This window comes from Nocardiopsis sp. FIRDI 009, assembly GCF_003386285.1.
GTDB lineage: Bacteria > Actinomycetota > Actinomycetes > Streptosporangiales > Streptosporangiaceae > Nocardiopsis.
Genome location: NZ_QPNC01000044.1, coordinates 1 through 20,451, shown reverse-complemented (window position 1 = coordinate 20,451; position 20,451 = coordinate 1). Strand labels below are relative to the sequence as shown.

The window sequence follows — 20,451 nt, the reverse complement described above, 5'->3', positions numbered from 1 at the left end:
GGGTGGTTCCGCGCGGTCGGTGCGCGGCTGTGACCAGCGTCTTCAGGATGAAAAGGGCTCACTAACCACGATTGACTGGCCAGTTTCGGACACAACTTCGGCAAACCGAACAGGCGGCAGGGGAATATGCATCTCCAGGGGTAACGGACTGTCCGTTACCCCTGGATTCGTACATAGTTACGCATTAGCATGATGTTTCCCGCCCCCAGTGGGCCTGCGCAGCATATGGAGGGGATAGACATGCAGCCGCGCCCCGATGATCAAGCACCCCGAGACGCCTCCCCCTGCCGCCGATTGTCCGTAACCCTCGATACCCTACCGACGAACATCCCTTTCCTCCTCACAGAAGTCGCTCCTGGTCACGAGCTGATCGTCGCCCGTGACGGCATCACCTACGGCGCCTTGGCCGACGCCTACATCAAGTCATTGCCGACTTGGGCGCGCCAGAGGATGTTCGCCGCCGTCGGCGTCGTGGACCCATACCTTGACTGGGATCTGTACCAACGCCTGACCTGGTGGGATAAAGAATGGACTGTTTCTCCGACATCTGTGCGGATCGCGGAGACGGTCGTTCCGGGCCTACTCACCCCCTGGAAGCACGAATGGCTGGATTGACACGCGGCGAAGCCATCCAGCCGAAGGCGCGGGCGACCTCGCCGACCGTAAAGGCGAGCGGGAGCACCGCACCAGACGACAGTATAAAACGTGATCTAAGTCATAATTGGAATTGGCGCATGGCGAAACGTAGAAACGGTCGAGCTCCCAACTTGCGCTCGTCGATCTACCGTTCGGACAGTGACGGCTTGTGGCATGGTTGGGTCACCATGGGTGTCAGGCCCGATGGCCGCCCCGACCGACGCCACCGGAAGGCCAAGACCGAAGCCGAGGTCACGGAGAAGGTTCGACGTTTGGAGTCCGACCGCGCCGAAGGGCTCAGATCCACGGTCGGCCGTGGGTTGACGGTCGGTGAGTGGCTGACCGAATGGCTCACCGCGATCGCCCCCCGCAGAGTCTCCCAACACACAATCGACAGCACTTACGGGCCCAAGGTCCGCCGGATGGTCCGGGGACTGGGTGCCCACAGGCTCAAGGATCTCGAACCGAAGCATCTCGACGCCTACTACCTCGAACTCGAACGCCAAGACGGCCTCAGACCCAATACCATCCTCCAGCACCATCGGATCCTGTCCCGAGCGCTCAAGGTGGCAAAACAACGTCAGAAGATCCGGGAGAACCCAGCGGAGCTGGTCGACGCGCCGACCGGGGAGATCATCGAGATCGAGCCCCTCGACTACAAAGCGGCCCTGCGCATCCTCAAGGTATGCGAACGACGTCGCAACGGTGCCCGCTGGTCCGTGGCCCTCGCGCTCGGCGTCCGCCAGTCCGAAGCTCTGGGCATGCGCTGGGAGAAGCTCCACGCCGTCTGCGACGAGTGCGGTTACGCCGCGGAACTGATGAAGGTCGCCCCCGACAGCGCGTGCGACGTATGCCATCAGCGGGCGTGGCGGTACCAATTGGAGGCCGCTTGGCAGATTCGGCAGGAGCCCTACCGACACGGGTGCGAGGACATCACGACGTGCGTCATGGATCGGCACAGGAGACCGTGTCCACGCCACTGCCCCGGGCACCACAAGGCCACATGTGCGAATGACTGCACGATCAAGTCACACCAGTGTCCGGACGTGAAACGGCCATGCCCGGCCGACTGTCAAGGGCATGGCCGGGAGTGCCCGAAACGGAAGGGCGGCGACTGGCGTTTCCTCCGCCGAAAGGGCGTCCGACCTGGCCGGGGAAGGGCCGATGTGGTCCTAGCGCTCCCCCGCCAGCTGGTCCACCAACTCCGTACTCATCACGCGGCGCAGGCCGCGGAGCGTCTGCGAGCTGGCGGCGAATGGAAGGACTACGGCCTCGTGTTCGCCAACACCGATGGACGCCCCGTCAACCCGCGTAGCGATTACGACGATTGGCATGCGGTCTGCCAGGCGGCCGGAGTCCCGAAAGCGCGGGTGCACGACGCACGGCACACGGCGGCGACCCTGCTCCTGGCCCAAGGCGTGGACGTGCGCACGGTCCAACACACCCTTGGCCACTCGTCACTGTCGCAGACCCAACGATACGCCCACGTGACCGAACAGATGAGCCAGGACGCGGCGGAACGAATGGGCGAAGCCCTGTGGCGGCGTTCGAAGACATGAGACTGGGGAATCGCAACCCGAACTGCAACCCTCGGGAACCCAGCTGTCCCGCACAGTGTGCTTCGTTCTGACCGTGGTGGAGGCTGGTGTGTCCTGCGTTGCTCGGAGTCGGATTTCTGGATCCTGGGACCACGTGACCCTTGAAGGAGGCCGCCGTGGGCGAGGAGCCGATCGCCCACCCGACCACGCGCCGTGAGCACACGTCCAAGACAACAGCGCGGTACACCCTAGCCATCCTGGCCCTAGCCATCCTGGGGAGGCGCTCAGTGATGTCGGTGATCCGAGACCAGGCCCGAGCGCGCACGCCGCCATTTCGGACGGCATGCTACTCCCCTGGGGTCACGTGGTCCCAGAGCGCAAGAATCCGACTCCGAGAAACACAGGGCACACCAGCGAAGACACGCAGGTGCGTGTGGTAGGGCCCCAGGGGATCGAACCCTGAACCCGCGGATTAAAAGTCCGCTGCTCTGCCAATTGAGCTAAGGCCCCATGACTCACCCCAGCCGATCCGGGGGTAGGCCACCAAGCCAATATCCTACCGGATACCACAGCCGGTACGGTGCAGCGGATTCACGCCGCGTAGCGGCCCCGGGGCACGCCGGGACGTCCGCCTTCTTGGCGCCTCCCCCGCCCCTTGGTCTACTCGGAACCGTCAGCTCAGCCGACGACGAGGAGCACGACCATGACAGTTGTTCCCGAGGACCGCCAGGACATCCTCACCAAGCGCGCGTTCGGGCACGTGGCCACCATCGGCCCGCAGGGGGAGCCCCAGTCGAGCCCGGTCTGGATCGACTGGGACGGGGAGTTCCTGAGGTTCAGCCAGACCAGGACCCGCCAGAAGCTCCACAACCTGAACCGCGACAACCGCGTCGCGATCTCCGCCACCGACCCCGACAACCCCTACCGCTACGTCGAGGTGCGCGGGGTCGTGGACCGGGTCGAGGACGACTCCGACCTGGCCTTCATCAACGCGCTGGCCAAGAAGTACCTCGACAAGGACGTCTACCCCTGGCACCGGTCCGAGGACGAGAGGGTCATCGTGTACGTCCGCCCCCTGCACGCGACGAAGATGTAGACCAGCCGGGCACGGATCGACGGCTCCGCCCTCGGGCGGGGCCGTTCTCTGTTGCACAGGGTGAAATAATACACATTGAGAAATCTTGCACGGCATGCAACTATTGAGCGTGCACGGGGAGGACATCATGGGGCTGCGCGAACGCAAGAAGCAGGCCACGCGCCGCGCCCTCCAGGAGGCGGCCGTCAGGCTGACGCTGGAGCGCGGCCTGGAGCACGTCACCGTGGAGGAGATCGCGGCCGAGGCCGACGTCTCCACGCGCACGTTCTTCAACTACTTCGCCACCAAGGAGGAAGCCCTCCTCAGTGACGTTCCGACGGCCCCCGACGAGGAGGTCCGGAGGGTGTTCGTCGAGGGCGGCCCCACCGGCGTGTTCGTCGACGACCTCATCACCGTGCTGACCGCCTCCGTCATCAGTTCGGAGGGGCTCGCCGCCCACCGCGACGCCATGCTCCTGCGCAAACGGCTCGTGGAACGCGAACCCCAACTGGTGCCCGGCATGCTCGCCCGCTTCCACAACGTGGAGCAGGAGCTGTCCCGGGCCATCGCCGAGCGGACGGGCACCTCCCCGGAGGACGAACGCCCGCAACTGGTCGCCGCCACCGCCATGGCGGTGACCCGGCACACCGTGAAGTGCCTCCACCTCAGGGAGGGGGAGGGCGTCGCGGACGTGCGCGCCGTGCTGCGCGACGCGTTCCGCCACGTCGGCGCGGCCTACGCACCATCCGACGACTGACGGGGAGCAGTACCGCCCTGGGGGATTCCCGGGGGTCGTTCTCCAGGCGAACGGAGTTCCATGCCATCCACACACGAACGCTCCGAGGAGGGCGTCAGCCGCAGCCGTCTGCGCTGGATCTTCCTCGCGATCATCCTGACCATCCTCCTGGCCTCCCTGGACCAGACGATCGTGGCCACGGCCCTGCCCACGATCGTCGGCGAGCTCAACGGCCTGGAGCACCTGTCCTGGGTGGTGACCGCGTACATGCTCGCGGCCACGGTGGGCATGCCGATCTACGGCAAGGCGGGTGACCTCTTCGGCCGCCGCCGCGTGTACATCTTCGCCATCGCCGTGTTCCTGCTGGGCTCCGTCCTGTCCGGCCTCGCCCAGAACATGCCCCAGCTCATCGCCTTCCGCGCCCTCCAGGGCATCGGCGGCGGCGGGCTCATGATCAGCGCGCAGGCGATCATCGCCGACGTCGTCCCCCCGCGCGAGCGCGGCAAGTACATGGGGATCATCGGCGCCGTGTTCGGCGTGTCCTCGATCGCGGGTCCGCTGCTGGGCGGCTTCTTCACCGACCACCTGGACTGGCGCTGGATCTTCTACATCAACCTGCCGCTGGGCGCGATCGCCCTGGTCACGGCGGCCACGATGATCCGCCTGCCGCAGCCGACCGGCCCCCGGCCCCGGCTCGACTACCTGGGGACCGTCCTGCTGGCCACGACCAGCGTCTGCCTGGTGCTGCTCACCAGCTGGGCGGGGCACACCTACGACTGGGCCAGCCCGCAGATCATCGGTCTCGGCGTGGGCGCGCTGGTCGCCGCGGTCCTGTTCGTGGCGGTGGAGCGGCGTGCGGTTGAGCCGATCGTCCCGCTGCGGCTCTTCACCGACCGCAACTTCGTCCTCACGTCCCTCATCGGCATCACCGTGGGCATCGCGATGTTCTCCACGGTCTCCTACCTGCCCACGTTCCTCCAGATGGTCAGCGGCGCCTCCGCCACGGAGTCGGGGCTGCTCATGCTGCCCATGGTGTTCGGCATGCTCATCAGCACCATCACGACCGGGCGGCTGATCAGCGCGACCGGCCGCTACAAGCACTGGCCGATCATCGGCACCGCCGTCATCGCGGTGGGGCTGGCGCTGCTCTCCCGGATGGACGCGGACACGCCCTACCTCTACAACGGCCTCGGCATGCTCGTGCTGGGCCTGGGCGTCGGCATGGTCATGCAGAACCTCGTGCTGATCGTGCAGAACACGGCTCCCCGGCGCGACCTGGGCTCGGCGACCTCGGCGAACAACTACTTCCGCCAGATCGGCGCGTCCTTCGGCATCGCCGTGTTCGGCTCGATCTTCGTCTCCCGTCTCAACGAGCGCATGGCCGGACTCCCGGGCGGCGGTCTGGAGTTCGAGGGCGGCGAGGCCGGGATCAGTTCGATGACCCCGGAGATGCTCCAGAACCTGCCCGGCCCGGTGCGCGAGTTCATCGTGGAGGCGTTCGCCGGGGCGCTCCCGCCGATCTTCCTCTACGCCGTGCCCGTCGTGCTGGTCGGCTTCGCGCTCACCTGGTTCGTCAGGGAGACGCCGCTGGCCACCAGCGTGGGAGGCCGGGACCAGGCGGACCCGGAGAAGGAGACCGCCCCGGCCGCCTGAGGCCGGGCCGCCCGTCCCGACCGCCCTCGACCGGCCCTCCGGGGTTCCACGCCTGAGGGACGACGAGCGCCCCAGCACCGGGACCCGAGAACCGGTGCGGGGCGCCGCCGCGCAACTCCGCCGTGCCCCCGAAGCGGCGTGTCGGAACGGGAGGGGGACGACCGCCCAGGCGCGGGGCACGACCGTGTTCCACGTCTCAGGAACGCCACGCGTCCCGCGCCCGTCAAAGCCGGTGCGGGGACGCGTCGGCGTCCCCCGCCCCTCCCCCTCTCGGGGGGCTCCGGGGGATGTCAGGGGAGGCCCAGGGCTCTCCCCGATGGGAATCGTCGTCGGTGACGGGCAGGCTGGAGACATGAACGGGAAACTCCAAGGACGACTCGTCCGCAGTGACTCCGACCGCCTCCTGACCGGCGTGTGCGGCGGTATGGCCGCCTTCCTCGGCATCGACGCCACCATCGTCCGGATCGCCTTCGTGGCCTTCGCGCTCCTGGGCGGCGGGGTGTTCGTGTACATCCTCGCCTGGCTGCTGATGCCCGCCGAGGGCGAGCGCCACTCCTTGCTGGAGCAGATCATCCGTAACTTCCAGGGAAAGCCGAGTGAGACCTGATGTGGACCCTTCGAGCCCAGCCGGGCTGGCAGCGCCGTGAACCACCCGCCCCGCGTGAGGAGGGGGAGGCCGAGGAGACCCGCGAGCCCGCCTCCGGGCACGCGGCCGAGCGCTGACGCCCCTTCCCAGCCTCGTCGGTCACACCGCTCTGACCTGGGACATCCGGGTGCGAGTGCCCCACACGACCCCGGAGCGCGTTACCATCCGGGCATCCCCGGTATGCCTGGACCCGCCCGGGACGTCCGCATGTGAGCACGCACCGCCCCGACGATCAAGGTCTCCCTCACCGTGAGCGCACCCTCCTCCGTCACCCTACCGGCGTCCGCCCTGGACCTGACCCCGGCCGACCCGACCAGGATCGGCCCGTACCGGACGCTCGCCCGGCTCGGCGCGGGCGGGATGGGCATCGTGTACGCGGCGATGCCGACCGAACCGGGGACGCGACCCGTGGCGGTCAAGCTGATCCACACCGAGTACTCCGCCGACGAGGAGTTCCGTGCCCGCTTCGCCCGTGAGGTCGACCTGCTGGGCCGGGTCGGCGGGGCCTGCGCGGTCCCGCTTCTGGCCGCCGACACCGGAGCCGACCGGCCGTGGCTGGCCACACCCCTGGTACGCGGTGTGACGCTGGGCGTCCACATCCGCAAGAGCGGCCCGCTCGACGAACCCCTGCTGCGCGGCCTGGCCGCGGGCGTCGCCGAGGCCCTGGCGCAGATCCACGCCTGCGGCATCGCCCACCGTGACCTCAAGCCGACCAACATCATCCTCGCGCCGGACGGGCCGAGGGTGCTCGACTTCGGGGTGGCGCGGGCGGTCGACCAGACCGCGCTGACGCGGACGGGCACGGTCGCCGGTTCACCGGGGTGGATCAGCCCCGACCAGTACCGGGGCGAGCCGGTCTCCACCGGTGACGACGTGTTCGCGTGGGGCGCCCTGGTCGCGTACGCGGCCACCGGGCGACCGCCGTTCGGCACCGGCAACCCGGCGGTGGTCGCGCACCGCGTGATGAGCGGCGAACCGGACCTGGCGGGCTTCGAGGGGCCGCTGGCCGACCTGGCCCGCCGGGCGCTGGCCAAGCGCGCCGCCGACCGGCCGACCGCGCTGGAACTGGTCTCGGGGGTGGTCCAGGCGGGCGTGCCCGACCGCGCGATCGCGCCGATCCGGGACACCGGAACCGCGGCCGACGCCGTGGCCGCGCTGCTCGACCGCGACTGGCGGGGGGTGCGCACGGGCGCGGAGCGGACCGTGGCGCCCCCGGCGGCCCCCGGCGGCGGCGCCAGGCGCGCCCTCACGCTCGTCGGAGCCGGGGTCGGAGCACTGGCGCTCCTGGCCGGGCTCGCCTTCGGCGGGGTGGCGCTCGCCCGGAACTGGGACTCGTTGCCGATGGCCGCCTGGCTGGCCTCCGACGAGGAGGCCGAACCCGCTCCGGAGGCGGAACCGACCGAGGGCGAGGCGCGCCGCCCGGGCCCGGTGGGACGGGAGCCGAGCGCGGAGCCCTCCGAGGAGGCGTCGCCGTCCCCCGAGCCCTCCGAACCGGAGGAGTCGGTCGAGCCGTCCCCGGAGCCCTCCGAGGAGGCCGAGCCGGAGGAGGTCGCCGAGCCCGAACCCGAACCCGAGGCGCCCGCCACCGTGCCGATCACCGTCTACAACGCCGAGGGCCCGTGCCAGACCCCGCGGACCTCGGAGTGTTCGCTGCGGCTGGCGAACAACCCGTACGCCGCCTACGCCGACCCGGGCAACCGCGCCGGGGCCGTCTGGCACAACGACCGGCTGGACGCCGCGTGCATGGTCGGGGACGGCCAGACGATCAGCGACGAGAGCGGGTACAGCACCACCCGCTGGTACAAGGTCACCACGGCGGAGGGGGTGACGGGCTGGCTGCCCGGGGCGCGCACCCGCGACGCGGGCGGGGTCCGCGCCTGCGAGTCGCACGAGGTCTGACCGGCCGGCCCCTGGGGCGGCCCGGCCCCGCTCACCGGCCGTGGCGTACCCAGCGCCCCCGCTCGTCGTCCAGGACGATCCAGGAGCCGTCGCCCAGGGGGATCAGCGCGGGCGCGTCGGCGGCGGGTTCGCCGAACCGGCCGAGGGCCGCGCCGGTGCGGGTGTCGACGAGGTGCGTCTCGTACCACTCGTACGGCGGGTCCTCGTCGGGGTCCGTGTCCTCGTCCTCGGGTTCCTCGTCGTAGTCGACGTGTGCCGCGACGATCGCGGTCCCGGCGTCGAGGTAGCCGCACGGCGTCGGGGTGAGGGACACCGACCGGTCCCCTCCCGGGCCCGCCTCCGGGCCGCCGAGGTCCTCCCCGGTCACGGTGGCGACCACCTCGCCGTCAGGGTAGGAGCGGACGGTGAGTTCCTGGTCCATGGTCAGGAACCGGGTGCCGTCCGGGGAGAGGTCCACCACCGCGTCCCCGGTCATCCCCGGTCCCGCGCCCAGCGGGACCTCGTCCACGACGATCCGCCCGCCGTCCGGGCGGCCCCGGAACAGGCGACCGCTCATCTCCGGATACCCCACGTCCAGGACCATGTCCGCACCCGCCGGGTGCGCGAAGTGGGTGGCGCAGACTCCCCTGGTCCCCAGGTCGGCGCTGGCCAGGACCGCGCCGGTGGCCGCGTCGAGTACCACCCAGTGGTCGGTGTCGAGATCGGACGCCGTCTCGGCCAGTCGGCACAGCCAGACCAGGGCTCCGTCGAGGGAGAAGTCGCACGCGGCCGGACCGGTGGCGCCGAGGTCGAACCGCCACAGTTCCGCGCCCGCCCGGTCGACGCACACCAGGGCCCCGTCACGGGTCGTGTACACGGCCCGCCCGAGGTCGGGCGCCACCGCCTCACCCCACCGGACGGGCCGCTCCGCGACGGGGAACACGTGGGCCGGACCGACGACCCGCCCCTCCGCGCCCGGCGGGTCAGGGAACGCGTAGGCCTCGACCCCCTCACCCCCCGACAGCGTCCGCACCCGCCATCCGCCCAGGTTCCTCGGCTGGATCTCTCCCGGTTCCATCCCCGCGTCCCTTCGTCCGATCGGTGTCCCCCGCTCTGACGGCGCCTCCCGGCACCCGGTTGCGGTTCCTCCACCGGACCACGGACCGGTTTCGGCGCGACCGGTTCCCGCCCGTTGCGGACATCCCCACCGTCCGTAACTCACAGCCCCGAGTCGACTACTTTTCGTGTTGACGAGTGAGGGGTATACCCGCCGCGTCTCGGCACTCCTCCACTCGGGCGGCTCAATGACCCACGGACACGCCTTCCCTCCCATGACGACCATCGGCCCCGAGGACAAGCGGTATCCCGCGCTCTCCCGCGGCTTCAACCAACGCTGGATCGCGAGCCCCGAGTACGTCCGCCTGGTGGGCTCCCCCGCCGGGGCCGCCCGCGCGCTCTCCGAGGCGGTCAACCAGCACCCCGTCGACCCCGAGCGCACCCGCATCACCGTGCGCTCCGGCGGTCACTGCTACGAGGACTTCGTCTGCGGTGACGACGTCCGCGTCATCCTCGACGTCAGCCCCATGTGCGGTGTCCACTACGACCCCGGCCTGGAGGCGTACTGCGTCGAGGCCGGCGCCAGCAACTGGCACGTCTACAGCCATCTCTATCCGCTCAGCGGCCGGGTCCTGCCGGGCGGCTCCTGCTACTCCGTGGGCACCGGCGGGCACGTCACCGGCGGCGGCTTCGGTCTCCTGTCCCGCCAGCACGGCCTCACCGTCGACTACCTCTACGCCGTGGAGGTGGCCGTCGTCCGCCCCAACCGCACGGTCGACCTCGTCGTCGCCACCCGTGACGACCCCGGCACCAACCTCCGCGACCTGCTGTGGGCGCACACCGGGGGCGGCGGCGGGAACTTCGGCCTGGTCACCCGGTTCTGGTTCCGGGACCTGCCCGAACCCCCGAGGAACGTCCGCCTCGCCGCCCTGGCCTGGAAGTGGTCGAAGTTCGACAAGGCCGAGTTCGGCAAGCTCGTCACGGCCTACGGCGAGTACTTCCGCGACCACCAGGACCCCGACGAGGCGTCCGGGAAGCTGTTCGCGATGCTCAAGCTCAACCACGTGAGCAACGGGGAGATCGGCCTGGTCGCCCAGGTCGACGACGACGATCCCCGCGGCAAGGAGGCGCTGGCCGACTTCCTCGCCACCGTCGACGGAGCGATCAAACCCACGTCGGGCCAGATGAGCGCCCCCATGGGCGAGCATCCGCCGGTCCGGGACATGCACACCCCGCGCGTCCTGCCCTGGCTCACCGCCACGCAGGCGCTCAACTCCTCGGGTGAGAACCGGTGCGGCAAGTACAAGTCGGCCTACATGCGCAAGCCCTTCACCCCCGCCCAGATCGACGAGATGTGGGCCTACCTGGGCAACGTCCACTACAAGGACTACGTCAACAGGGAGGCGCTCATCCAGATCGACTCCTACGGCTCCGCGATCAACCATCCGCCCCGCGACACCGCGGTCCCCCAGCGCGACTCCATCATGAAGATGCAGTTCCAGGTGTACTGGAAGCGGACCGAGACCGCCTCCGCGATCGACCGGCACATCAGGTGGATCCGCGACATCTACCGCAAGACGTTCGCCACGAGCGGCGGGGTCCCCGCCATCAACGACCTCACCGACGGCTGCTACATCAACTACCCCGACGGCGACCTCGACAGCGGCGAGTGGAACGCCTCCGACGACAAGTGGCACACGCTCTACTACAAGGACGCCTACCCGCGGTTGCAGCAGGTCAAGAGGTGCTGGGACCCGCTCGACGTGTTCCGGCACCAGCAGTCGGTGCGGCTGCCCAGGGCCAGGGAGGAGGGGTCGGGGTCGTAGGCGTGTCCGACCGCTCCGGTCACCGCGCCTACGCCCCCTGCGGTTCCCGTTCCCCGGCGCCCTCGTCGTCACATCCGGAAACCGTCCCGGCGGTGTCCTTCGCGAGGGATCCGGAGGCCCCGTCCGCCGAGTCGGGGGCGCCGGGCCCGGGGGTCCCGTCCCCCGACCCGGGTTCCCCGTCCCCGCCGAGGTTCTCCAGGCGCACCCTCCGCAGCGCCCACAGGACGACCAGGCCGACCGGTATCAGCACCGCCGCCGTGAATCCGTAGCCCGTCTGCACCGCGACCGTGAACGCCGACCGCGCCGCCGCCAGCAGTTCGGCGCCGAGCGCGCCGGGCAGCGTCTGCGCGACCGAGGTCGCGCCGCCGACGCTCTCCCCGGCCGCCTCCACCGCGTCGGCGGGAACCTCCGCCAGTCCCGCGCCGTCCAGCAGCCGCCGGTAGACCACCGCCGCGAGGCTGCCCAGGAAGGCCAGGCTGAGCGCGTTGCCGAAACCGCCGGCGACGTCGCCCATCGCGGCGGCCGAACCGGCCTTGCGCAGGGGCGCCGACGCGATGATGAGGTTGTAGCTCAACGTGAACAGCGGCCCGATCGCCAGCTGGATCACCACCGCCGCCACGACGATCCCCGGCAGCGTTCCGCCGCCGACGAACCACACCATCGCGACGGCCCCGGCCCCCGCGACCAGCAGCGCGATCCCCATGACGAACCCCGGCCGCGCCCACCGGTTCAGGACGGTCGGCAGCAGGCCGCCCACGATCGAGCCCAGCGCGGGGGCGATCAGCACCAGGCCCGCCCGCCCGGGGGACATCCCCTCCACCGCCTGGAGGTACTGGGCCAGGAGCATGTCCGATCCGCCCACGCCGAGCAGCATCAACAGCATGGCCACCAGTGACACGGAGAAGGCGGGCGTGGAGAAGAGCCGCAGGTCCAGGAGCGGCTCCGGCGCGCGGAGCTGTCGTCGGACGAACAGCGCGCCCAGCGCCAGGCCCGCCGCGACGCACACCAGGTACGGCCACATCGGGGCCCCGGACCCGCTGGCCATGTCGTCGGCGATCTCCTGGAGTCCGAAGATCACCGCGATGACCGCCAGCACGGAGAACGCCACCCCCAGCAGGTCCAGGCGCTGGGCCCTTACCCCGTCCACCCGCGGCAGCAGCGGTGCGAACAGCAGCAGGAGTACCGCCACGGGGACGTTGATGAGGAAGACCGAGCCCCAGGAGAAGTACTCCAGGAGCGCGCCGCCCAGGGGCGGGCCGATCGCCATGCCCGCGGAGAACGAGCTCATCACCACGGCGATGGCCGCGGAGAACTGGCGGGTGTCGGGGAACATCACGCGCAGCAGGGAGGTGATGCTCGGCAGCAGTGACGCCGCGGCCATGCCCATCACTGCCCGGGTGGCGATGAGCATGAGCGGGTCGACGGAGAACGCCGCGACCAGGGACGACACCCCGTACACGGCGACACCGGCCGTGAGCAGGCGCCGGTGGCCGAGCCGCGGCCCCAGCCAGCCCATGGTGAGCACCACACCGACCTGGAGGAACGACGCCACGTGCAGGATCCACAGCAGCTGCGTGCTGCCGGGGGCGAGGTCGGCGGCGATGGAGGGCAGCGCCAGGAACAGGACGGTCATGTCCGTGGCGGACATCAGCAGCGGCAGTGTCAGAACCGCGAGGCCCACCCACTCTTTCCAGGTCGCTCTTCGGGGGGTGCTGCTGGCCACGTCGTTCTCCCAGGCTCGGGCGGTCTCGGACAACCCCGACCGTAAAACCTCAACCTTTGTTGAGATCAAGGTGGAAGAAGGCCGTGTGACGAGTGCCTCGCGACTCTGCGCGACGACACGAGACGACGCACCGGAAAAATCTCGCCGAGAGTGAGCACAAGGGCACAAGCCCTGTCCTGGGCCACTTCCCGTGCATTATCGTCTCGTCGCATGGGGCACACACCGAGACACGCGCTGATGGACACCAGGGACCGTACCGGTTCCCCCGAACCACACGCGACACTGTCCGCCTACTTCGGGGCCGCGCTGACACCCCGGGAGTTCACCCTGGCGAACGGCGTCCGGGTAGGGGTGGACTGCGCGGACGCCGATCCTACGACCATCCTCGGACAGTGCTGCCTCCACTGGGGACAGATCAAGTCGAACCAGCGCAACAAGGTCATCGCCGACGCCTTCAAGCTCGCCTGGCTCCGGGGCGCCGCCTTCCCCGACGCGCGGGCCGTCCTGGTCCTGAGCACGCCGTTCACCAGGCTGCTCGGCCGCGGCGCCTGGCTGCCCGAGGCCCTCGCCGCGCACCGGATCGACGTCCTGCTGCTGGACCAGGACCACAACGTCCAGCGAACGGAGACGATCCCGTGACCGGTTCTTCACACAACGTCCATTTTTTGTCCCTACCTTTGACGGGTCAACGATCTCCGCGGGCCGTCGACGATCCTGCTTCCGCCCGCTCTCCGTCGAAGTCTCCGGTTCCGTACCGGAGGAGTCTTGTCTGGAGGGTGTCCCGTGGGCTCTTCCCATGTGGTCGTGCTGGTAGGTAACCCCCGCTCGGGCTCGCGCACCGCCCGCGCCGCGGAGCACCTGGCCCGGCTGCTGTCGGCCGCGATCCGCTCCGACGCGCCGGTCACCACCGTCGACCTGTCGGACTACGGCCCCGCGGTACTCGACCCCCGCGCCGCCGACGTCGACTCCGCCGTCGAGACCGTGCGGTCGGCCGACCTGCTGGTCGTGGCCAGCCCCGTCTACAAGGGCACGTTCACGGGCCTGCTCAAGTCCTTCCTCGACCGGATGCCGCCCGAGGCGCTGCGCGGCACCGTCTGCGTCCCCCTCATGGTCGGCGCCTCCGACGCGCACTCCTCCGCCCCCGAGGCGGCCCTGCGCCCGGTCATGGTCGAGCTCGCCGCCATCTGCCCCACGCCCGCCCTCTACCTCCAGGAGGCGGTGCTCCCGGAGCTGGGCAGCGACACGGACCCCGCTCTGCGCTGGTACGACCGCCACGCGCGGACGCTCTCCTCGGTCATCGACTCACTCCCGGTACGCACGTGATCCGCGAGACACCACCGTCCCACGACTCGGCCGTCGCCATCGCGGCGGCCGAGCGCACGTGTCCGTCCCCCGAGGAGCAGGAATGACGCCCCACGATCCCAGCCCACACACCGCCGACGTCCACCGCGAACCGTCCGCCCTGCGCGACGGCCTCGCCCGCATGGCCACGTCGGTCAGCGTGATCACCACGCAGGTCGCGACCGGCCGCCACGGCTTCACCGCCAACAGCGTCGTGTCCGTGTCGGCCGACCCGCCGCTGATCGGTGTCTTCCTGGCCACCACCGCCGAGTGCCACGCCGCCTTCACCCACGCGCGGACGCTCGCCGTGAACGTCCTCGCCGACGGCCAGGAGCACCTGTCCACGCTCTTCGCCACGCGGGGGGCGGACAAGTTCGGCTCGGCCGAGTTCGTCCGCGGCGACCTGGGCGCCCCGGTCCTGCCGGGCGCCGCCGTCGTGCTGGAGGGCAGCGTCCACTCCCGGCACGTCGCCGGGGACCACACGATGATCCTCGTCGACGTGGCCCGCGTCCGCAACGGCGACTCCGCTCCCCTCGTCTACCAGGGCCGCCGCTTCCGAAGGCTGGTCGCCGCGTGAGCCGTGAACGCATCGAGGTCCGTGGGCTCACCAAGACCTACGAGGGCGGTGACCCGCGCCGACCCACCCTGGACCGCATCGACCTCGACGTCCCGCGCGGACACTTCGTCAGCCTCATCGGCCCCAGCGGTTGCGGCAAGTCCACCCTCGTCCGGGTGGTCGCCGGGTTGGAGGACTACGACGAGGGTTCGGTGCGGATCTTCGACTCCACGCCCCGCCAGATGTGCGCGGCCAAGGCGGTCGGGTTCGTCCCGCAGTCGCCCGCCCTGCTGCCCTGGCTGAACGTGCGGCGCAACATCACCCTCCCCGCCCGTGTCAACCGCCGGGCGGGCAAGGGGAGCGAGAACCCCGACGCCCTGCTGCGGATGGTCGGGCTCGACGACGCCGCCCGCAAGTACCCGCACGAGCTGTCCGGCGGCATGCGGCAGCGGGTCGCCATCGCGCGCGCCTTCGGCACGCGCCCCGACCTGCTGCTCATGGACGAGCCCTTCTCCGCCCTGGACGAGTTCACCCGTGAGGCGCTCCAGTGGCACCTGCTGGGGCTGTGGGAGCGGATGTCGACGACCGTCCTGTTCGTCACCCACTCGGTCCGGGAGGCGGTCACGCTCTCCGACGAGATCGTGGTGATGTCCGCCCGCCCCGGACGCGTGCACGAGGTGATCCCCGTCGACCTGCCCCGACCGCGCGGCGACGAGGTGACCGGCCCCCGTGGCCGCGCCCTGGAGGACCGCGTCCGCGCCTCCCTGCGCGGCGCGTGGGAGAGCGGCGCCGCCCCCGACGACCTGATCCCGCTGTGACGGGAGGAGAGAACGTGGCCACCGTCAGCAAAGCGGCGGGGACGGACCCCCGGAGGAGCCGGAGGACCCGCCCCCAGAGCCCGCCGTCCCGGGCACGGCGCGGGAGCGGCCGACGCCGCCGTTCCCCGCTGTCCCCGCGCGTGTGGCTGCCCACCGTCGTCGCGGTCGCGCTGGTGGGCGCCGCGTGGTCGTGGGTCGCCGCCGGGAACCCCTACATCCTGCCCGAGCTGGGCGAGGTCGGCCGGACCCTGGCCTCGGACCCGACGCTGTTCGTGGAGAACGCCTGGTCCACCCTCCAGATCGCGCTGCTGGGCGTGGCCTGGGGCGCGGGGACGGCCTTCGTCCTGGCCCTGCTGATGTCGGAGATCCCCGTTCTGCGGCGGGCGATCATGCCGCTCGCCGTGGTCCTGAACGTCACCCCCGTGGTCGCCCTCGCCCCGGCGCTGGTGGTGGCCTTCGGGTTCGGGATGACCCCCAAGGTCGTCGTCACCGCGATCGTCACCTTCTTCCCCGTGCTGATCAACGTCACCACGGGGCTGCGGTCGGTCTCGGGCCCGGTCCTGCACGTGTTCCGGACCCTGCACGCCTCCCGCCTGGAGGTCCTGCTGAAACTGCGCCTGCCCACCAGCCTCCCCTACGCCCTGGCGGCGCTGCGCGTGGTCCTGCCCCTGTCGATCGTCGGCGCCGTGGTCGCGGAGTTCGTCGCCGCCGGGTCCTCCAGCGGGCTCGGCACGATGATCCGCAACTCGGCCGCCAACGCCCAGTTGCCGCACGTGTACGCGGCCGTCGCGTGCCTGGCGACGATGGGCGTGCTCATGCTCGCCCTGACCACCCTCCTGGAACGGCGACTCCTGTTCTGGCACGAGTCGCAGCAGAGAAATCCCTCATGATCGGAGCTGTCCGCATGTCCACCCCCTTCGCCCCACCCCGGCCCCGGTACCTACGCGCAGCGGCCTCGGCGTTGACGGCATCGGCCGTTCTGCTGGTCTCGGCGTGCGGGGGGCAGGAGGACGACACGACGCCCCGGGCCGCGGCCATCGTCGACGACGAGCGGTGCTCGACCAACCGGGACGCCGGGACGATCACCTACGTCACCGGCTACCAGTACCAGGCATCGGTGAGCATCCTGGAGGCCATCGCCGCCGACGCGCTCGGTTACTTCGACGCGGTCTGCCTCGACGTCGAGATCCAGCCCGGCAGCGGCGACACGATCGGCAACGCCCAGCTCGTCGCCGCGGGCACCGCCCAGTTCACCTCGATGGGCAACGAGGCCGAGATCCTCCAGGCCAACACGAACGAGATCGGCGTCATGGGCATCGCCACCTACGGCCACGTGCCGATCGCGACGCTGCTCACCGGCCCGGACGTCGAGGAGCTCAGCGACCTGGAGGGCAGCACGCTCGGCCACAAGGGCATGCTGCCCGCCCCGCTGGAGGCCATGCTGGTCGCCGACGGGGTGGACCTGGACAAGATCGAGCAGGTGGAGGTCGGCTACGACCCCAGCGTCCTGCCGCGCGACCAGGTCCAGGCGCTCACCGGCTTCCGCTCCAACGAGCCCTTCCTCCTGGATGGCATGGGCGAGGAGTACCGGCAGTGGCTGCCCGAGGACTACGGCGTGGTCGGCTCCTTCGGCGTCATGGCGACCAGCCCCGAGTACGCCGAGGCCAACCCCACCGTCGTCGAGGACTTCCTGCGGGCGTTGTCGCGGGCCTTCGACTACTGCGTGCAGGAGGAGAACGCCAGGGAGTGCGTCGAGTTCGCCGCCGAACTGGACGAGACCGAGTACGACGTCGACCACAACCTGAACGTCTGGCAGGCCGAGAGCAGCCTGGCGACCGGTACCACCCGGGAGGGCGCCCCGGTCGGCTTCATCGACCTGGACTCCACCGAGGCCGAGGGCCAGACGCTCGTGGACGCCGGCCAGCTCGACGAGCTGCCGGACCTGGAGCCGCTGTTCGACCCGAGCTACCTGGAGGGCGTCCACACCAACGGAGAGGTGACCTGGCCCGCCGAGGGTCAGTGAGAAGCACGGAAGTGACCAAGGAGTCTGAACGAATGTCTGAAGCAGGCGTGTCGGCGCCCACGGAGTACGGTCTCTTCCTGCCGATCGGCAACGGCGGATGGATCATCTCCGAGACCGCCCCGCACCCCGAGGCGAGCTACGAGTACAACCGGCGCGCCGCCGTCCTGGCCGAGGAGCACGGCTTCGACTTCATCATGTCGATGGGCAAGTGGCGCGGCTACGACGGCGCCACGGACCACTGGGGGCGCACCCTGGAGTCCATGACCATGATGTCGGGGCTCGCGGAGGCCACGGAGCGGGTGAAGGTGTGGTCCACGGTCCACACGAACCTGTTCCACCCCGCCCTGACCGCGAAGATGTTCACCACCCTCCAGGAGATCAGCGGCGGCAGGGCCGGGCTGAACATCGTGGTCGGGTCCTACGTGGACGAGTTCGCGCAGATGGGGCTCTGGCGTGAGGAGCTGTCGCACGCCGACCGGTACCGGTTCACCGAGGAGTGGACCACGCTGGTCAAGCGGCTGTGGACCGAGGACTCGGTGACCTTCGACGGCGAGTTCCACCGTCTGGAGGACTGCCGGTCGCGTCCGCACCCCGACCCGATGCCGACGCTGATCAGCGCGGGCCGCTCCGAGACCGGGCTGAACTTCCAGGCCCGGCACTGCGACGGTTCCTTCCTGACCGCGTCGAACCTGGAGGGTCTGCGCGACGCCAGCCGCGACGTCCGGGAACGGGCGGAGAAGCTGGGGCGGCGGATCCGGACGTACTCGATGCTGACCGTCGTGATGGACGAGACCGACGCGGCCGCCGAGGCCCGCCGCCTGGAGTACGGGCGCGGCGCGGACATCGACGCGATCGTCAACATGAAGCGTTCGTGGGGTCTGCCCGCGGACAAGGCGCTCTCCCTGACCGCGGAGAAGCCGGAGGACGAGGCGTTCCAGACGCCGTTCGTCGTCGGCTCACCGGACACGGTGACGGAGCGGATCCAGGAGATCGTCGGGTTCGCCGAACTGGACGGCCTGATGCTGATCTTCCCGGACTACCACGCGGACCTGGCGGCCTTCGGAGAGGCGGTCATGCCGCGCCTGCGCCCGGACACCGTCGCGACGTCGGCCACGGCGACGGGCCGATGACCACGGTCTTCACCGCCTCCGTCCAGCGGTGAGGGGTCGGGGCCGCCGCCACCCAGCGGCGGCCCCGACCAGCCCTCGACGGCGAAGCGCGTCGAGTGACGAGCACCACACAACCCTGGGTGACGATCAGGCGAGAACCCCCAGGTCACCCTCGCCCACAGTGAGCAGAGGCCCACAAGGCCGATGCCATTGGGGTTTCGGTCCACTAGGGTCCAGTTTATGCGGTACATACCGGCCCCGCGTGGCCCCGCGATCCCGACCGAACCGACCCTCGACACCCCCTGACCGTCACTTTCCGTACACATCCCGGCCACCTCCCCTCCCCCGACCCCCACCACCCCGGCCGACGCGAGCCCCCACCGACTACTCCGAGCGATCGACCGGGCACCCTCCAGCCACGACCTTCCCGCATCACCGAGCTCGCCGTGCACCGCGAACGCCTCCGCACCCGGGGGCGCCCTCCCCCGACACGAAGGAGTCTTTCGGCCATGCCCACCCCCACCCCCCGCCCCCCACGGCGACGGTCGCACCTGACGTCCGCGGCCGTGGTCTCCGTCCTGTTCCTGACCACGGCGTGCGGCGCCACCGAGGAGACCGCCGCCGAGGATCCCGGGTCGGCCGCCGTCATCGACGACGAGCGGTGCGCGACCAACCGGGACGCCGGGACGGTCACCTACATCACCGGATACCGCTACCAGTCCTCGGTGAGCATCCTGGAGGCCATCGCCGCCGACGCGCTCGGCTACTTCGACGCGGTCTGCCTCGACGTCAAGATCGTGCCCGGCACCGGCGACACGTTCGGCAACGCCGCGACGGTCGCCGCCGGAGACGCGGAGTTCACCTCGATGGGCAACGAGGGGGAGATCCTCCAGGCCCACGAGCAGGGCACCGACGTCATCGGGGTCGCCACCTACGGGCACGTGCCGATCGCGACGCTGCTCACCGGCCCGGAGATCGAGGAGCTCAGCGACCTGGAGGGCGTCACGGTCGGGCACAAGGGCGCCCTGCCGCCGCCGATCGCGGCCATGCTGGTCTCGGAGGGCGTGGACCTGGAGTCGCTCGACCTGGTGCAGGTCGGCTACGACCCCTCCGTCCTGCCCGACGGCGAGGTGGACGCGCTGACCGCCTACCGCTCCAACGAGCCCTTCCTGCTGGACGCCATGGAGGCGCGGTTCGTCGAGTGGCTGCCGGGCCAGTACGGCGTGGTCGGCTCCTTCGGCGTCATGGCGACCGACCCGGAGTACGCCGAGGCCAACCCGACCGTCGTCGAGGACTTCCTGCGGGCGCTGTCCTACGCCTTCGAGTACTGCCGGGACGACGTCCGGGGCTGCGTCGAGTTCGCGGCGGAGCTGGAGGAGGAGCAGGACTACGACGTCGAGCACAACCAGCGCATCTGGGAGGCCGAGTACGAGCTGGTCAGCACCTACACCACGGACGGCGAACCGCTCGGGAGCATCGACCTCATCCGCACGGAGGCCGAGGCGACCGTGCTGCTGGAGAACGGCCAGTTGGAGGAGATCCCCGACCTGGAGCCGTTGTTCGCTCCGGAGTACCTGGAGTCGGTCCACCCCGCGGGCGAGGTGAGCTGGCCCCGGGGGAGGTAGCGGCCCCGCGAGGGACCCCACGCGTCCGGTCCGCCGTCACCCGGGAGGGTGGCGGCGGACCTTCCCCTGTACGCGTACGGGGGACACGGTCCGGGACGAGCTGTGCGCCCAGGGGCGCGTCGTCTCCCGCTGTTCGCAGGCTGAACATTAGAGCTCATCTCATTTGGTGAGTCTGCGGTAACAGATCCGTATGCAGGCGATGCCAGCGAAGG

Annotated in this window: 18 protein-coding genes and 1 tRNA gene; 16 read left to right on the top strand and 3 right to left on the bottom strand. The window is 70.4% G+C overall.

The window, feature by feature from the left end:
• The first annotated feature begins 240 nt into the window (after positions 1 to 240).
• Together DVR05_RS25775 and DVR05_RS27660 are read left to right on the top strand one after the other, a co-directional pair.
• A complete protein-coding gene (locus DVR05_RS25775) occupies positions 241 to 615 on the top strand; it encodes a hypothetical protein (RefSeq protein WP_232832339.1) in 375 nt (124 codons plus the stop codon).
• A gap of 119 nt (positions 616 to 734) precedes the next feature.
• Positions 735 to 2,195, top strand: a complete 1,461-nt coding sequence (locus tag DVR05_RS27660) for a tyrosine-type recombinase/integrase (RefSeq protein WP_157982558.1) — start codon at positions 735 to 737, stop codon at positions 2,193 to 2,195.
• A 413-nt stretch (positions 2,196 to 2,608) separates the two neighbouring features.
• Here DVR05_RS27660 and DVR05_RS25765 read toward each other — a convergent pair.
• Positions 2,609 to 2,684: transfer RNA gene (locus tag DVR05_RS25765), tRNA-Lys, on the bottom strand.
• A gap of 193 nt (positions 2,685 to 2,877) precedes the next feature.
• Between DVR05_RS25765 and DVR05_RS25760 the strand changes: the two genes are divergently transcribed.
• The 5 genes from DVR05_RS25760 (at position 2,878) to DVR05_RS25740 (ending at position 8,183) form a co-directional block, all read left to right on the top strand.
• Positions 2,878 to 3,270: a PPOX class F420-dependent oxidoreductase gene (locus DVR05_RS25760; protein ID WP_116248506.1), complete on the top strand. Its 393-nt coding sequence runs from the start codon at positions 2,878 to 2,880 to the stop codon at positions 3,268 to 3,270.
• A 127-nt stretch (positions 3,271 to 3,397) separates the two neighbouring features.
• Complete coding sequence (locus DVR05_RS25755; RefSeq protein WP_116248510.1) at positions 3,398 to 4,006, top strand: TetR/AcrR family transcriptional regulator; 609 nt, start codon at positions 3,398 to 3,400, stop codon at positions 4,004 to 4,006.
• Positions 4,007 to 4,066: 60 nt separating this feature from the next.
• Positions 4,067 to 5,638, top strand: a complete 1,572-nt coding sequence (locus tag DVR05_RS25750) for an MDR family MFS transporter (RefSeq protein ID WP_116248505.1) — start codon at positions 4,067 to 4,069, stop codon at positions 5,636 to 5,638.
• A gap of 352 nt (positions 5,639 to 5,990) precedes the next feature.
• The gene (locus DVR05_RS25745) at positions 5,991 to 6,245 is read left to right on the top strand and encodes a PspC domain-containing protein (RefSeq protein ID WP_116248504.1); all 255 of its coding nucleotides are present in this window, start codon (positions 5,991 to 5,993) and stop codon (positions 6,243 to 6,245) included.
• Between the two features lie 288 nt (positions 6,246 to 6,533).
• Positions 6,534 to 8,183, top strand: coding sequence for a serine/threonine-protein kinase (locus DVR05_RS25740; protein ID WP_198659360.1), 1,650 nt, complete (start codon positions 6,534 to 6,536; stop codon positions 8,181 to 8,183).
• A 31-nt stretch (positions 8,184 to 8,214) separates the two neighbouring features.
• Here DVR05_RS25740 and DVR05_RS25735 read toward each other — a convergent pair whose 3' ends face one another.
• On the bottom strand, positions 8,215 to 9,240 hold the full coding sequence (locus DVR05_RS25735) for a hypothetical protein (RefSeq protein ID WP_116248503.1): 1,026 nt from the start codon (positions 9,238 to 9,240) through the stop codon (positions 8,215 to 8,217).
• 226 nt (positions 9,241 to 9,466) lie between these two features.
• On the opposite strand from DVR05_RS25735, the gene DVR05_RS25730 reads away from it, so the two are divergent.
• Entirely contained in the window at positions 9,467 to 11,044 is a 1,578-nt protein-coding gene (locus DVR05_RS25730; RefSeq protein WP_116248502.1) for a BBE domain-containing protein, read from the top strand.
• 28 nt (positions 11,045 to 11,072) lie between these two features.
• Here the strand turns inward: DVR05_RS25730 and DVR05_RS25725 are convergent, their stop codons facing one another.
• Positions 11,073 to 12,767 carry an MFS transporter gene (locus DVR05_RS25725; RefSeq protein WP_116248509.1) on the bottom strand — a complete coding sequence of 565 codons (1,695 nt, stop codon included), beginning with the start codon at positions 12,765 to 12,767 and terminating at the stop codon, positions 11,073 to 11,075.
• A 237-nt stretch (positions 12,768 to 13,004) separates the two neighbouring features.
• Here DVR05_RS25725 and DVR05_RS25720 point away from each other — a divergent pair, with 237 nt between their 5' ends.
• The 8 genes from DVR05_RS25720 to DVR05_RS25685 all read left to right on the top strand — a co-directional run bounded on the left by DVR05_RS25720 (position 13,005) and on the right by DVR05_RS25685 (position 20,239).
• On the top strand, positions 13,005 to 13,406 hold the full coding sequence (locus DVR05_RS25720) for a hypothetical protein (RefSeq protein ID WP_116248501.1): 402 nt from the start codon (positions 13,005 to 13,007) through the stop codon (positions 13,404 to 13,406).
• A 165-nt stretch (positions 13,407 to 13,571) separates the two neighbouring features.
• Positions 13,572 to 14,090, top strand: coding sequence for an NADPH-dependent FMN reductase (locus DVR05_RS25715; protein ID WP_157982557.1), 519 nt, complete (start codon positions 13,572 to 13,574; stop codon positions 14,088 to 14,090).
• An 82-nt stretch (positions 14,091 to 14,172) separates the two neighbouring features.
• Complete coding sequence (locus tag DVR05_RS25710; RefSeq protein WP_116248499.1) at positions 14,173 to 14,685, top strand: flavin reductase family protein; 513 nt, start codon at positions 14,173 to 14,175, stop codon at positions 14,683 to 14,685.
• Positions 14,682 to 15,482 carry an ABC transporter ATP-binding protein gene (locus DVR05_RS25705; protein WP_116248498.1) on the top strand — a complete coding sequence of 267 codons (801 nt, stop codon included), beginning with the start codon at positions 14,682 to 14,684 and terminating at the stop codon, positions 15,480 to 15,482. The genes DVR05_RS25710 and DVR05_RS25705 overlap by 4 nt, the downstream gene beginning before the upstream one ends.
• Positions 15,483 to 15,496: 14 nt before the next feature.
• Positions 15,497 to 16,372: an ABC transporter permease gene (locus tag DVR05_RS25700; RefSeq protein ID WP_232832337.1), complete on the top strand. Its 876-nt coding sequence runs from the start codon at positions 15,497 to 15,499 to the stop codon at positions 16,370 to 16,372.
• 14 nt (positions 16,373 to 16,386) lie between these two features.
• On the top strand, positions 16,387 to 17,505 hold the full coding sequence (locus tag DVR05_RS25695) for an ABC transporter substrate-binding protein (RefSeq protein ID WP_116248496.1): 1,119 nt from the start codon (positions 16,387 to 16,389) through the stop codon (positions 17,503 to 17,505).
• A 32-nt stretch (positions 17,506 to 17,537) separates the two neighbouring features.
• The gene (locus DVR05_RS25690; RefSeq protein WP_116248495.1) at positions 17,538 to 18,635 is read left to right on the top strand and encodes an LLM class flavin-dependent oxidoreductase; all 1,098 of its coding nucleotides are present in this window, start codon (positions 17,538 to 17,540) and stop codon (positions 18,633 to 18,635) included.
• A gap of 488 nt (positions 18,636 to 19,123) precedes the next feature.
• The gene (locus DVR05_RS25685) at positions 19,124 to 20,239 is read left to right on the top strand and encodes an ABC transporter substrate-binding protein (RefSeq protein WP_116248494.1); all 1,116 of its coding nucleotides are present in this window, start codon (positions 19,124 to 19,126) and stop codon (positions 20,237 to 20,239) included.
• Positions 20,240 to 20,451 lie beyond the last annotated feature (212 nt).

Bases quoted from the DNA above. Each gene is read 5' to 3' on its own strand.
- DVR05_RS25775 (WP_232832339.1), top strand. From the start codon at position 241: ATGCAGCCGCGCCCCGATGATCAAGCACCCCGAGACGCCTCCCCCTGC.
- DVR05_RS27660 (WP_157982558.1), top strand. From the start codon at position 735: ATGGCGAAACGTAGAAACGGTCGAGCTCCCAACTTGCGCTCGTCGATC.
- DVR05_RS25760 (WP_116248506.1), top strand. From the start codon at position 2,878: ATGACAGTTGTTCCCGAGGACCGCCAGGACATCCTCACCAAGCGCGCG.
- DVR05_RS25755 (WP_116248510.1), top strand. From the start codon at position 3,398: ATGGGGCTGCGCGAACGCAAGAAGCAGGCCACGCGCCGCGCCCTCCAG.
- DVR05_RS25750 (WP_116248505.1), top strand. From the start codon at position 4,067: ATGCCATCCACACACGAACGCTCCGAGGAGGGCGTCAGCCGCAGCCGT.
- DVR05_RS25745 (WP_116248504.1), top strand. From the start codon at position 5,991: ATGAACGGGAAACTCCAAGGACGACTCGTCCGCAGTGACTCCGACCGC.
- DVR05_RS25735 (WP_116248503.1), bottom strand. From the start codon at position 9,240: ATGGAACCGGGAGAGATCCAGCCGAGGAACCTGGGCGGATGGCGGGTG.
- DVR05_RS25730 (WP_116248502.1), top strand. From the start codon at position 9,467: ATGACCCACGGACACGCCTTCCCTCCCATGACGACCATCGGCCCCGAG.
- DVR05_RS25720 (WP_116248501.1), top strand. From the start codon at position 13,005: ATGGACACCAGGGACCGTACCGGTTCCCCCGAACCACACGCGACACTG.
- DVR05_RS25710 (WP_116248499.1), top strand. From the start codon at position 14,173: ATGACGCCCCACGATCCCAGCCCACACACCGCCGACGTCCACCGCGAA.
- DVR05_RS25695 (WP_116248496.1), top strand. From the start codon at position 16,387: ATGTCCACCCCCTTCGCCCCACCCCGGCCCCGGTACCTACGCGCAGCG.
- DVR05_RS25690 (WP_116248495.1), top strand. From the start codon at position 17,538: ATGTCTGAAGCAGGCGTGTCGGCGCCCACGGAGTACGGTCTCTTCCTG.
- DVR05_RS25685 (WP_116248494.1), top strand. From the start codon at position 19,124: ATGCCCACCCCCACCCCCCGCCCCCCACGGCGACGGTCGCACCTGACG.